This window comes from Flavobacterium sp. (genome assembly GCF_028712645.1).
In the GTDB taxonomy this organism is placed as follows: domain Bacteria; phylum Bacteroidota; class Bacteroidia; order Flavobacteriales; family Flavobacteriaceae; genus Flavobacterium.
Genome location: NZ_JAQTPQ010000082.1, coordinates 1 through 13,750, shown reverse-complemented (window position 1 = coordinate 13,750; position 13,750 = coordinate 1). Strand labels below are relative to the sequence as shown.

Genomic DNA, 13,750 nt, shown 5'->3' with positions numbered 1-13,750 from the left:
AATCCTTCGACTGTTTTTGCTGGTATGAATATGGGTGTAATCATTATTGGCAGCTTGACTGGAATCTTTATTTTTGAAGAAAAATTGTCCATAATGAATTATTTGGGGCTGTTTTTCGCTTTAGTTGCGATTGTGTTAATTGTACTTTCTCAACAATAAAATCCTGAATTATTTCTTGTGTTTTTTGCTAATGATTTCGTTTAATGAAGCCATAGATTTTTGCCATTTAATTAAATTAGAAGAATAAATTTCTCGGTATTTGGCAATAATGTCTTGATGATTGTATTGAAAAGTATCATCCATTTCATAGTTCCAATTATTGTCTCTGAAAATTGTTTCGAAATTGAAAACATTTCCCACTAACATTTTATAATCATTAACCAAATCCAAATGAATTTTCGAATGAAGTAAAGGTTTGATCTCGTTAGTATAAAAAGCCATAGCCGTTTCGTTTACAGCTAATCCTTTTTCAATCCAATGTTGCTCCAAAGCATCATCTTCGTATTTAAAAAAATCGGTAATCAATTTGTCTGAAAACCAATCGGGTAGTTTTACATTGGGTTGAATAATATCTATATTCTGTTGTAATTGTAAATTTGTAATCATTGAGGAATTGAATAAATACCATTCTGAATCCATAATCAAATAAATGAGCTTTCTGGTTTTAAGTTTGGCCAACCAAGTTCTATAACGAACAGGAGTTTTAAAAAGTCCTGGATCAATGACCATTTTGCGTACTTTAGTACCAATTCGAACTTGTAGAATGGGAGCTACGTGGTATCCCCAATCTATTTTTCCAGTAGGTGATATGTTTTTTTTATCGGTAAAAGTTATTAATCTGGAGCTAGAAGTAGAATAAACTACTGGAGCAAAAGCCCAAATTTTGGCGCATCGATAACCTTTAGATTCTAATAGAATGCTGATATAATGGGAAATATTATGACAATTGGCTTGCTGATAACCAAAAGGAATTCCTGATTTCAATATTTCTGTAAATAGTGCATTGGCAGTATTTATGTTGATTATTGATGCTTTTCGAGCCGTTAAAAGGGGGTGTTTTTTAATGATAGTATTTAAAAGGAATTAAATTATGGGTATCACATCTACTTCGACTTTTACTTTATGGTCTCCTGAACTAAAAATAATTCCTTTTAGTGGCGACACATCTGCAAAATCTCTTCCGTAAGCAGTTACAATATGTCGCTGTTGTGGAATCATATTATTAGTTGGGTCAAATTCGCACCAGCCCATTTCTGGAATATAAACCGAAATCCAAGCGTGTGAAGCATCCGAACCTTCTAGTTTTGGCTTTCCTTTTGGCGGAAGCGTTTCGATATAACCACTGACATAACGTGCTGGAATTCCAACACTCCTTAAAGCAGCAATTGCTAAATGAGAGAAATCTTGGCAAACACCTTTTCGTTCTTTAAGTACTGTTTTTAGGGGTGTATTGACATTGGTTGAACCAGATTTGAATTGAAATTCGGTATAAATTTTTTTAATTAAATCTAAAATAGCTTCAAATAGAGACGTGTTTGGATGTAAACAGGTCTCCGCGAAAGCTACAGTATCATCATCCCAACTGATAAATTGACTGGGTAATTGGTACTGTAAAACTTCAATTTTTAGATTATGATCAGTTTTAAATCGTAGTCTTGCTTCTTCACAAGTAATTGGATTTAATGGTTGAACAATATCATTCAGTACTTCAATTTCACTTGAAACAACAACTTTTAGTGATTTATGCGATTCGTGTAGCGAAAAATAATGTAGTATGTTCCCAAAATAATCGGTGCGAGAATATACTTTTGAAGGAGTTGGCTCAATTTCTAATTTGAAATTTTTACAAATTTGTTTGGCTGAATTCCGTGGCTGAAGGCACAATATACTTTGATAATTGTGCACCTCATTAACGTAGGTATAAAGAGTTTGATGTTTTAATTTATATTTCATCAGTATCAATAATTTCAAGATTATCTAAAACAGAGTGCTGCATTACGGAATGATTGAAATACAAACTCGATAAATTATTTGAAACATCCGAAATCAGTTCAAAAACATCCGAAAGTGTTTGGTCTAATTCAGGGCGAAATTGTGTTTCTTCGTCTATTCGAATTAGATTGTCCGCATCAATTAATTTCACTATTGTACTGGCTTCCAGAGCTGATTTTTCGGCGATACTCAATCGATGAGGTTCAATAATTTTAGGCAATTTTGAAAGATAAACAGATAGAGTATCTAATAAATACGAAAGTGTATAAGGCAAGTTTTTTTCTAAAAAAACCATATTTATAACGGCTTTTAAACTCAAATGCGATTTGTAAATATTTCGATATTGTGCTAATAAATGATGATTCTCTAAGATAGCTTCCATTAAAACAGCTTCTTCTTCCTCAATTTTTTTATAATTTAAAGTAGAACGAAAAACAGAAATCAAAGATAAAATTCGCTCTACATTTTTCCCTATTTCTAGCAAATAGAATCCATTATCTCTAGGTAGTGTTTCGTAAATATTTCCATAAAATGAAAATAGTCGAATGTGTAATTTATCTAAATAATGATTTACAGAATTTATGTTATTTGTATTGGTCTTTTTAAGAGAATGGAGGCTATCTTCTACTAAATTGATGATACGTCGTGTGTCGTGATTCCATTTTTCACTAACTTGATTAATTGTGTTTAGCAGCGATTGTAGATTATAAACCACTGAACCAGGTTTACCAGAATCATTAATCAATAGTAGCAATTCTACGATTGGGTCTTCAAAAATTGCTTCGTTATTCAATTCTTCTCCATCTTTTTGTTCTTTTCCAACAAATCCAGGATAAGTTTGAGTGAGATGTGTCAATGATTTCAATAATACCACCAAGAAATCAGGTTGTTTATTACTGTTCTTAGTGACATTTTCGTTGAGTCTATTGAGAATTATTTTAAGAAAACTTCGAAGTGCCATCGTTCTTTCACATAAACGGCCTAACCAAAATAAATTTTCGGCATTTCGGCTTGTCAAAGAATTATTGAGTTGATTGTTGGTGTTTTTTCTTTCAACATATTTTTCCTGATACTCTGTTGGTAATTCAGAAATAATCCAAGTATCTTTTGAAATCCCACCAAATTGATTTGAAATTTCAAACTTATCTTTTACAGCAGAACTTCGGGTTAAACCACCTTGCATTACTTTGTAACCCTCTCCGTCAGCTATCAAAAAGGCACGTATGGCAGCATATCTAGGTTCTATTGTTCCGTTGATAAACGCTGGTGTTGTAGATAAACTAACTTCTTCTTGAGCAACATATTCGTTTGGATTTTTGAGAATCAAACTTTTTAATTCGGCAAGTTGTTCTAGTGTCAATAAGCGTCCATAAATGGATCTAAATCCTTGTTTTCGATTGGTCTTTTTAATGATTAGTTTGGGTAAATTGGCCAAAACAAAGTTCAATTCTTTGGTTTGTCCGCACCACCAAGTTGCCACAGAGCTTAACAATAATGGTTCATTGAGCAGAAATTTACACGCATTTTGCATAAACGCCATCAAACCATAATTTTCTAATATGCTGGTTCCTGGAGGATTTACTACTGAAACATTTCCCAAACGAATCACTTGTAATAAACCTGGAATTCCAAGTAATGAATCTCTTCTTAATTCTAAAGGATCACACCATTCGTCATCTAGTCGTTTGATGATGACATCCACTCTTTCGAGTTGGTCAATAGATTTAAGCCAAACAAATCCATCTCGAACCAATAAATCGTTTCCTTGAACTAAAGTATATCCTAAATAAGACGAAAGATACACGTGCTCAAAATAGGTTTCGTTATTTGGGCCAGGTGTTAGGAAAACAACATTTGGATTTTCATTGGAATTATTTCCAAGTGTGTCAACCGTTTGTTGCAGTTGACTAAAATAGGGAGAAAGCCTTTTTCTATAGGTTTTTTCATTGAGTTCAGGTAAAACTTTACTCATTACTATTCTATTTTCGAGTGCATATCCTGTTCCTGATGGAGATTGGGTTCTGTTATCTAAAAGCCACATTTTTCCGTCAGGACCGCGGGCTAAATCAACGGCATAATTGATTAATTGTTTGTCAAGTTTTTGTTTAATATCAAAGCAAGGTAAAAGAAACCCTGAATTATCAAAAACCAATTCCGCTGGGATAATGGCATTTTTTATTAATAATTGTGGTCCGTAAAGATCTTTTAGAATCAAGTCTAACAAATGGGCTCTTTGTTGTAATCCTTTTTCGATTGTTTTCCATTCAGATTCGTGGATTAAAAAAGGAATAGGATCTAGCTTCCACGCACGATTGGATTCTTTATTAGAATCATAAATATTATAAGTAACTCCGTTTTCCTTTAATTTTTTTACAATTTCTTGATTGCGCAATTCTAATTCTTCAATACCAATTGATTCTAAAGTATCAAAAAGTCCTTGCCAATAAGGCTTTACCTGACCATTTTGATCAAGTACTTCGTCATAAGAATTGATTTTTTCTTTATAAGATTGGAGTAGTCCCAATGAAATATCTTGAATCATTTGTTAGATATGAATTTAATCTTTTATAGTCTTGCAAAATACCATTTTTAATGGGAACAGCAATTAATTTTTATAAATATGTTGCTATTTTTTAGCTACCCAATAATGCCTTAAATCTAATGTGTTTGGATATTCAGGATTAATCAATTCTATTGGAGTATCGGGTTTTAAATTGGATTTGTTCTGAGCCACAAATCTGGAAACTGTAGGCGAATTGATTACTGGTGCACTTTGTTCGGAAGTACTCGATGGAGTATGTCCAAAATCCCAAAAACGACTGATTTTTCTTGATTCTGCTTCATAGCTATTCACGGGATAGGTTTCAAAACTTCGACCTCCCGGATGCGAAACAAAATAAGTACAACCCCCAATGACTTTATTATTCCAAGTATCCACAATATCAAAAACTAACGGAACATCAACACCAATATTTGGATGCAATGCTGAAGGCGGATTCCAAGCTTTATAACGAATTCCAGCCACATATTCGCCTTTGATTCCGGTACTTCTCAATGGAATTCGACAGCCTTTGCATAGCAAAATATGACGTTCTGGAATAATACCAGAAACTTTTACTTGCAATCTTTCTAATGAAGAATCTACAAAACGAGCGGTTCCATTACTTGATAATTCTTCACCTAAAACGTGCCAAGGTTCAATTCCTAAACGGATTTCCAATTGAATATTATCTACCGTGATGCCACCGTGATGAGGGAATCTAAATTCAAAAAACGGATCAAACCACGAAATGTCAAAATCATAACCTGTTTCTTTCAAATCGTTTACCACATCAATCATATCGAGATAGGCAAAGTGTGGCAATAAGAATTTATCGTGCAATTCAGTTCCCCAACGTACTAATTTTTTCTCATAGGGTGCTGCCCAAAACTTGGCAACCAATGAACGAACTAATAAGTTTTGAACTAAGTTCATATGTTTATGCGGTGGCATATCAAAAGCGCGTAATTCTAATATTCCCAATCTACCTGTCGAAGAATCGGGCGAATATAATTTGTCGATGCAAAATTCAGTTCTATGGGTGTTTCCTGTAATGTCAGTGAGTAAATTTCTAAAAATTCTGTCTACCATCCAAAATGGGATTTCTTTGTCTTTTGGAATTTGTTCAAATGCAATTTCCATTTCATACAAACGTTCGTCACGACCTTCGTCAATTCGCGGTGCTTGGCTGGTTGGCCCAATAAAAGGGCCTGCAAAAAGGTAGCTTAAAACAGGATGATGTTGCCAATAAGTAATCAAACTTCGCAACAAATCTGGTCTTCGCAACAAAGGACTGTCTTCAGGTTTTGCAGCTCCCAAAGTCACGTGATTTCCACCACCAGTTCCAGTATGTCTGCCATCAACCATAAATTTATCAGTTCCCAAACGAGAAAGAAAAGCTTCTTCATACAAAGCCGTGGTGTTATCTACAATTTCTTGCCACGATTTAGCCGGATGCACATTCACCTCAATTACACCAGGATCTGGAGTCACCATCATTTTTTCGATTCGATAATCCGTTTCAGGTTGATACCCTTCAATTCGAACCGGCATTTGCAATTTCTCGGCAGTAGCTTCTACTGAAGCGATTAAATCTAAATAAGTTTCCAAATAATCGGTTGGAGGTAAAAAAACATAGATAATTCCGTCGCGTTCTTCAATACACATAGCTGTCGAAAAAGTTTCCACTTCAAATAATAAAGGTTCTTTTTCTTTAATTTCTTCTGTATCTTCGTCCTCTAAATTTAGTGTTTCGGTTGCTTTATAATTGGCAGCAATTGTTCCGTATCTTCCTTCCAATGTTTGATGATAATCGCCCAAGGTTGATAATTCTTCGAATAAACTTCGGGAAACAGGTTGTTCTCTTTTATTTTTAGAAATTTTTGGCAAAGATTCCAAAGGCAAACGCAAACCGATAGGTGAATTTCCTGGAATCAAATAACATTGTCCTCTTCGAAATTCCCAAACACAGCTTACCCAATTTTTGGTTTCGTGAATCCATTTTAGAGGCAAAACAAAACCCGATGGATTATTTAATCCTTTTTCTAATAGTTTAGCCAAAGTATGTCGCTGAACTGAATCTTTCAGATTAACAGCCAAAGGATCCAGATTTACAGGTAATTTTCCTTCTTCCAAAGCCCAGTAAATGGGGTCTTCATAAGTTGGATTGATGTTTTTTATATCAATTCCTAAATACTTAGTCAGTTCAATAGCAAAACGTTCCGCATCGTGGAAAGAAAATTTTTCACCCTCTTCTTTAGCAATTAAAGCATCATTTTTCCATAATGGCAATCCGTCTTTTCTCCAGTATAAAGCATATTGCCAACGTGGAAATAATTCGCCGGGATACCATTTTCCTTGACCAAAGTGAAGCAAACCGCCGTGAGCAAAACGTCCTTTCAATCGGAGTGCCAAATCATAAGCCAGTTTTCTTTTCAGAGGACCATCGGCAGTAGAATTCCATTCAGGAGATTCAAAATCATCGATAGAAACAAAAGTTGGTTCGCCTCCCATTGTCAAACGAACATCGCCCTCAATCAAGTCTTTTTCGACATCGTTACCCACCTTCATAATGTTTTCCCATTGCTGTTCGGTGTAAGGTTTTGTAACTCTTGGGTCTTCGTGAATGCGAGTTACGGTATTGTCAAATTCAAATTCTACTTGACATATTTCACTCGCACCTGTAACAGGAGCGGCGCTTTCATAATCGGGCGTGCAGCACAAAGGAATATGTCCTTCGCCAGCAAAAAGTCCTGAAGTTGGGTCTAAACCAATCCATCCAGCTCCAGGTAAATAAACCTCGACCCAAGCGTGTAAATCAGTAAAATCATTTTCAGGACCTGAAGGACCGTCGAGAGATTTTATATCCGAGGTTAATTGAACCAAATAACCCGAAACAAAACGGGTTGCTAATCCAATACTTCGCAATGCCTGTACTAAAAGCCAAGCGAAATCACGGCAAGAACCGCTTTGTAATTGTAGTGTTTCTTCCGAAGTTTGAACTCCCACTTCAAGACGGATATTATAATTCAAGGTTTGAAATACCAATTGATTGGCAAATACCAGAAAATCAACAGTGATTAAGTCTTTTTTCTGTTTCAATTTTGCTACAAAAGCATCGAATTTACTCCCTTTTTCTTTTACTTCAAGATAGGGCCATAATTCTTTGTGAAGCTTATTCTCGTAGAGAAAAGGAAAAGTCTCGGCATATTCTTCGACAAAAAAGTCAAAAGGATTGATAACTTCTAATTTTGCAATCACTTCGACTTCAACTCGTAATTCGGTTGTTTTTTCGTTAAAAACAACTCTTGCTTGATAATTTCCAAAAGGATCTTGTTGCCAATTAATAAAATGATTTTCTGGATAAATTTTGAAGGAGTAACCTTCAATTGCTGTTCTGGAGTGAGCGGCAGGACGTAGTCTAAAAATATGAGGAAATAGTTTTACACTTCGATTAAATTTATAAGCTGTTTTATGTGAAATGGCTATTTTTATAGACATAGAATAATGATTTTATTGCTTTACTAGATAAATACAAAGATTGAAAAAAAATCACTATTTGTCGAATTTATATGATAATAATGAATGTGTTTTAGGTTAAAATACTTTTAAATTGATAATTTTTGTTTTTTATATTGTGAATAATTTAAATAGTATTCAAATCATTTGTTATTTGGGAAAATGAGAAACTCGATATATTGTTTTTTTGAATTTTTACGTTCTAAATTTTTCTTTTAAAGAGAACAAATTAAAGTAGCTAATTAATGTATTTTCTCTAATTCCAGTTTTAATTGTTCTGATTCGTTTTTTAATTGATTCATTTCATTTTTTATTGAATCAATATTTTTTTGCAATAAATTTAGTTGCTCTTTTTTTTCAGTTGCAGTTCTTAAAAACTTAAAATCTGAAGCATCATTCAATTTTTTTTCGTTTGCCTCTAAATTTTTTTGGTAATTGATTAGTGAATTTTTAATTTCTAAAAGTCTATTATTGGTGTTTTGTTTTTTTTCAAGTGCCATTCTATCTGCATCAATTTTCTCTTGAATGACTTCTTGAATTTTTTGTTCCTCAATTTCTTTTTGTTTTAGCTCAAATTGATAATTTTCTAATTCTGTTTTATGGTTTTTGAGTTTTAATTCTTGACTTCTTTTCTCTTCTAAGGTATTTAAAATAATGGTTACAACTAAAACAATTAAACCACCTATAATTCCAAAAAAAAGGGTTTTGGACAAACCTAATATTTTTCGTTTTTCGGTTTTTACCTCCTTTTTAAGTGTTGAAGTTGTTCCTGAAAAGGAGCTAATAGGAGGAGGGATAACTACAAAAAGGCTTTTTAACTCTTCGATTTCAGAGGCAGTTTTCCAGTTCTCCATTCCTTCAAACCATATAGGAGTAGTTTTGGAAATTCTTTTCGCTTTCAATTCTTCTAAATCAAAAGGGCCACTACTTTCAGAACCGTTGTGTAGGAAATACTTCTTCATAAATGAATACAAAATAAATGATTGTGTTTAGAACTTAACGTTAATTTATTCTCAAAAATTATAGTAGTTGATAAATCTCGAATTACTATTTTATTTCCCAATACAGAAATTAGTAGTTATAATAAATTTGATTAATAATAAAAAATAATTCTCCTTTACAGCATTTGATTAAATTATTTCGATCATTGTTGTCCGATAAAATTTTATGAATAATCAACAGGTCGCTCCTTCGGAGCTTTATTCAACAAAAATAACTATTTTCTACAAACAGTTCACTCCTAACGGAGCTATTTCAGTCCCATCGGGACATACTGTTTGTGGAAAAAGTGAGTCGTCCAAAACAAGCTCCAGAGGAGCGAACTGTCAGTATATGTCACAAACATTGAGTTCGGAATTTTATTTATGTTTTTTATCGGACAACAATGTATTTCGATATTCTTTTTAATAATAGACTGGGTAAATTCTGAAAACTATTTTGAAGTCTTCTCATATTTCTATTTATAATTGTTGTAATAGTGTAACAAAAATTAAAAAATAAATAAAATCAAATTGCAAGTTAGTAACTATGATTTGGAATAGTTCATTTGTAATAAACTTTTGTATAGCAGGTAAAAAAAATAAAAGAATTGTGAAGGGTCCCTTTTTATTCATAGTGTAGATTTCGCTTTTACGAATCCGTGTCATCGATGTCCTAAAAATAACAATAAGTATCGTTTAAAATCTAAGAATGACTAAACTGAAGGTTGCTCAAGTTTTTATAAATACCATTTTCTAAAACAATTAATTCCTGATGCGTTCCTTGTTCTGCAATTACGCCTTTGTCAAGAACTAATATTTGATCGGCACTTCTAATAGTCGAAAGTCTATGAGCTATAATGATGCTTGTTCTTCCTTCCATTAATATTTCTAAGGCTTCTTGGACTAATTTTTCACTTTCACTATCTAATGATGATGTGGCTTCATCCAATATCAAAATACTAGGGTTTTTAAGCAATGCCCTAGCAATGGCTATTCTTTGTCTTTGTCCACCGGAAAGTTTAATTCCTCTTTCGCCTACCATAGTTTCGAATTTTTCAGGAAAACTTTCAATAAAACTCAATGCATTCGCTTGTTTTGCGGCAATTAGAATTTCATCATCTGTTGCATCAGGTTTTCCATAAGCTATGTTTTCTTTGATAGTTCCACCAAATAAGATAACATCTTGAGGAACAATGCTCATATTCCCGCGAAGATTTTCTAAGTCATAATCAGAGATGTTTTTTCCATCAACCAGAATTTCACCACCTTCAATATCGTAAAAACGCAATAATAAGGAAGCGATGGTTGATTTTCCAACACCACTTGGACCAACAATCGCAATTTTTTGACCAAAGTTAGCTGTGAAACTTACATCTTTTAAAACTTTCATTTCTTTACGCGAAGGGTAACTGAAAGCTACATTTTTGAAAGTAACATTACCTTGAATTTTTTGTGTTGCAGATGAATTTTGTTCTGAATTAATTTTCTCGGGAGTTTCTTCCAATAATTCAAAAACACGTTCGGTTGCTCCAATTGCTTTTTGAATTTGTGCATAAAGTTCGGCGATGCCACCAAATGAAGCTCCAACGAAAGTTGAATACAAGACAAACGAAATCAATTGACCTATACTCATTTCGCCACTAATACTCAATCGAACTCCAAACCAAACCACGGCAACAATAGCTCCGAAAAGACAGAAAATGATAAAGGAAGCAAAGTAACCTCTGTATTTTCCACCTTTGATGGCAAGCTTTACAACTTCTTTTATTTTTCCATCGTAACGAGCAATTTCGTACCATTCATTGGCGAAAGCCTTTACAATACTGATTCCTTGCATTGTCTCTTCGACAATAACCTGACTTTCGGCAACTTGATCTTGAACTTTTTTTGAATACTTCCTGATAAATCTTCCAAAAATTACTGCAGCAACTGCAACAAGAGGAACGACAGAAAGCATTAGTAAAGTAAGTTTGATACTCTGAGTTGCTAGCAAAATGACACCTCCAATGATCAAAATAAATTGGCGTAAAAATTCAGCAATGGTAGAAGTTAATGTGTCTTGTATTTGAGTAATATCAGAACTAATGCGGCTGTTCAATTCACCCACACGTTTATGAGAGAAAAATAACATTGGTAATTTAACTAAATTACTGTACAATGAAAGTCGAAGATTTGCTAATGTGTGTTCAGTGAAATTGATAAATAAATACAATCTGAAAAAAGAAAATATAGATTGAAAAAATAATATTACAATTAATAATAGCGCAATATTATTGGCTTGATCATAACTACCTCCCTTAACGCTATCAATTAACATTCCCATTAATTTAGGAAATGTCAAAGCTGTAGCCCCTGTAAATAGTAGAAAAATTAATCCAACATAAAATTTCCATTGATGATTTTCAGCATATTTAAATATAAGAATTGCTTTTGAAAGAGAACTTTTAGTAATCTTTGATTTTGGTAAATCATTTTCTTTAAATCTTGCCATCAATATAGTTTTATTTACAAATATACTATTATACTGGTTCAACGCTAAAAAAATGTCCTAATTCATTGACTGATATATTATATTTGTGTGTAAGTAAAGAAATATAATTTATTTATTAGATTTTGTTTGCAAATACAATTTCTAAATGTATATTTGCACTCCTTTTAAGGGCGATTAGCTCAGCTGGTTCAGAGCACCTCGTTTACACCGAGGGGGTCGGGGGTTCGAACCCCTCATCGCCCACAAGTATTACTACAATTAGTTTCAAAACCCTTTAAATCGTACGATTTAAAGGTTTTTTTCGTTTACAACAACTTCAAATTATTCATTAATGCGTGAACTGAAAGGGATAAAATCGGTTACCCTAAACTATCCGAAATTAGGGTAACCGATTTTTATCTCAACCTAGCATTCACAAGGCATTACAAAGATCAAAGAACCAGTTCAACAACCTGTTTAAAACTTGTACATCTTGTGTGTTAGTCTTATTAGAATTAAATTTAATAACAACTAAAAGGTTACCACGATGAAAACAAAAGTATCTATTCTCTTTTACGCAAAGAGAGCAAAAGCCAATGTAAACGGTTTAATTCCAATCTACACAAGAATTACTATCAATGGCAAAAGAATTGAATTAAGCAGCAACCGATTTGTAGAAATATCCAAATGGTCTACAGAAGCTGGCAAAATGAAGGGCAATTCAGAAGAAGCTCGTTCAATAAACAGCCATCTTGATATGTTGCGAATTCAAATTATAGATATGCAAATGGAATTAGTACACAAAAAAATTCCAGTAACGACAGAAACCCTCAAAAGTAAAATACTAGGAGTTGATGAACGAGAACGAATGATAATTCCAATTTATCAAAATCACAATGATAAAATCGAAGAACTTATCGGAAATGGCTATGCTTATGGTACATTGGAACGCTTCAAAATATCCTTGAAACACTTGCAAGAATTTATTCAATGGAAATACAATCTTTCAGACATCAGTATTACTAAAATTGATTATGCCTTTGTAACCGAATTTGAATTCTACTTGCGAAGCGTTAAAAAATGTAACAACAATACTGCCGTGAAATATGTTAGGAATTTCAGAAAAATAATTAAAATCTGTTTAGATAATGATTGGTTGGACAAAAATCCTTGCAGCCGATACGAAGGAAAAATGAAAGAAGTGGAACGAGATTTCCTTACTGAAGAAGAATTAAACAGGATTTACAATAAACGGTTTTCATCAGAGAGATTAACTTTAGTGAAAGATATTTTCATATTTTCCTGTTATACTGGTTTGGCTTATGTTGATGTAAAAGGTTTGAAGAAAGACCACATAGCAATAGGAATCGATGGCGAAAAATGGATTTTCAAAAACCGCCAAAAAACAGATACCAAGTCTAAAATACCTGTGCTGCCAATTGCACAAGAAATCATTCAAAAATATGCCAATCATCCAAGATGTTTAAACGAAGATAGCATCTTGCCGATTTTGACCAATCAAAAAATGAATAGCTATCTCAAAGAAATTGGCGACTTATGCAATATTTCAAAAGAGATAACCTTTCATATGGCTCGACACACTTTCGCAACTTCTATAACTCTTACAAATGGCGTTCCTATCGAAACCGTAAGCAAAATGCTTGGTCATAAAAACATACAAACTACCCAGCACTATGCAAAAATTCTTGACAAAAAAGTGAGTGAGGATATGTCAATTCTAAAACAAAAAATCATCCAAGGTAATTTCAAAACCAAGCAAGCATAAGTTTAGAAGTACTTTTTTGTTAAATTATTGAAAATCAATAAAATAACTAATATAAAATTTCAAAATGAAAAAATGCAGAAGTCCAAATAATAAACCAGTGAATGAACAAGTAATGAACTAGCATTAGGCAGGCTAGTGAACAAGTAGTAAACCAGTAGTGAACATGTTATTGGTATTATATATAAACATAATAAACATTACAAACATAATAAACATTTTAAACTTGTGTAAACACGCAAGCAAAAAAAAAATGAAAATGAATTTATTTTTTTTTAAAAACGAACCCTTGAAGAAAAGAAAAAAAGTTGCGCGAAAAAAAGAAAGATGTAACGCCAACAATCGAAAATGTCAAAGCTTATTTTCTCAATCAGAACTTTCCGGAATTGGAAGCCATTAAGTTTTTTGGTTCTACTGGGTTTTGTGTGAAAGGTGTAAATTTACATAATGGAATATGATATAAAGAC

General features: G+C 33.0%; 8 protein-coding genes and 1 tRNA gene. 3 read left to right on the top strand and 6 right to left on the bottom strand.

The window, feature by feature from the left end; genetic code table 11:
* Positions 1-168: 168 nt before the first annotated feature.
* From PHC28_RS08055 to PHC28_RS08035, 5 genes are all read right to left on the bottom strand, one after another.
* Entirely contained in the window at positions 169-1,017 is an 849-nt protein-coding gene (locus PHC28_RS08055) for a protein-glutamine glutaminase family protein (RefSeq protein ID WP_300098454.1), read from the bottom strand.
* A gap of 66 nt (positions 1,018-1,083) precedes the next feature.
* Positions 1,084-1,953, bottom strand: a complete 870-nt coding sequence (locus PHC28_RS08050) for a transglutaminase family protein (RefSeq protein WP_300098451.1) — start codon at positions 1,951-1,953, stop codon at positions 1,084-1,086.
* Positions 1,943-4,534 carry a circularly permuted type 2 ATP-grasp protein gene (locus tag PHC28_RS08045; protein ID WP_300098448.1) on the bottom strand — a complete coding sequence of 864 codons (2,592 nt, stop codon included), beginning with the start codon at positions 4,532-4,534 and terminating at the stop codon, positions 1,943-1,945. Before PHC28_RS08045 ends, PHC28_RS08050 begins: the two co-directional genes overlap by 11 nt.
* Before the next feature lie 84 nt (positions 4,535-4,618).
* A complete protein-coding gene (locus tag PHC28_RS08040; protein ID WP_300098445.1) occupies positions 4,619-8,032 on the bottom strand; it encodes a DUF2126 domain-containing protein in 3,414 nt (1,137 codons plus the stop codon).
* A gap of 260 nt (positions 8,033-8,292) precedes the next feature.
* Positions 8,293-9,012, bottom strand: a complete 720-nt coding sequence (locus PHC28_RS08035) for a GYF domain-containing protein (protein ID WP_300098442.1) — start codon at positions 9,010-9,012, stop codon at positions 8,293-8,295.
* A 205-nt stretch (positions 9,013-9,217) separates the two neighbouring features.
* On the opposite strand from PHC28_RS08035, the gene PHC28_RS08030 reads away from it, so the two are divergent.
* The gene (locus PHC28_RS08030; protein ID WP_300098439.1) at positions 9,218-9,457 is read left to right on the top strand and encodes a hypothetical protein; all 240 of its coding nucleotides are present in this window, start codon (positions 9,218-9,220) and stop codon (positions 9,455-9,457) included.
* Between the two features lie 276 nt (positions 9,458-9,733).
* On the opposite strand, the gene PHC28_RS08025 is transcribed toward PHC28_RS08030, so the two are convergent.
* A complete protein-coding gene (locus PHC28_RS08025; RefSeq protein ID WP_300098436.1) occupies positions 9,734-11,521 on the bottom strand; it encodes an ABC transporter transmembrane domain-containing protein in 1,788 nt (595 codons plus the stop codon).
* Positions 11,522-11,689: 168 nt separating this feature from the next.
* Here PHC28_RS08025 and PHC28_RS08020 point away from each other — a divergent pair.
* Positions 11,690-11,764, top strand: a tRNA-Val gene (locus PHC28_RS08020).
* Positions 11,765-12,047: 283 nt separating this feature from the next.
* Complete coding sequence (locus PHC28_RS08015) at positions 12,048-13,286, top strand: site-specific integrase (RefSeq protein WP_300098432.1); 1,239 nt, start codon at positions 12,048-12,050, stop codon at positions 13,284-13,286.
* Positions 13,287-13,750 lie beyond the last annotated feature (464 nt).

Bases quoted from the DNA above. Each gene is read 5' to 3' on its own strand.
- PHC28_RS08050 (WP_300098451.1), bottom strand. From the start codon at position 1,953: ATGAAATATAAATTAAAACATCAAACTCTTTATACCTACGTTAATGAG.
- PHC28_RS08045 (WP_300098448.1), bottom strand. From the start codon at position 4,534: ATGATTCAAGATATTTCATTGGGACTACTCCAATCTTATAAAGAAAAA.
- PHC28_RS08040 (WP_300098445.1), bottom strand. From the start codon at position 8,032: ATGTCTATAAAAATAGCCATTTCACATAAAACAGCTTATAAATTTAAT.
- PHC28_RS08035 (WP_300098442.1), bottom strand. From the start codon at position 9,012: ATGAAGAAGTATTTCCTACACAACGGTTCTGAAAGTAGTGGCCCTTTT.
- PHC28_RS08030 (WP_300098439.1), top strand. From the start codon at position 9,218: ATGAATAATCAACAGGTCGCTCCTTCGGAGCTTTATTCAACAAAAATA.
- PHC28_RS08025 (WP_300098436.1), bottom strand. From the start codon at position 11,521: ATGGCAAGATTTAAAGAAAATGATTTACCAAAATCAAAGATTACTAAA.
- PHC28_RS08015 (WP_300098432.1), top strand. From the start codon at position 12,048: ATGAAAACAAAAGTATCTATTCTCTTTTACGCAAAGAGAGCAAAAGCC.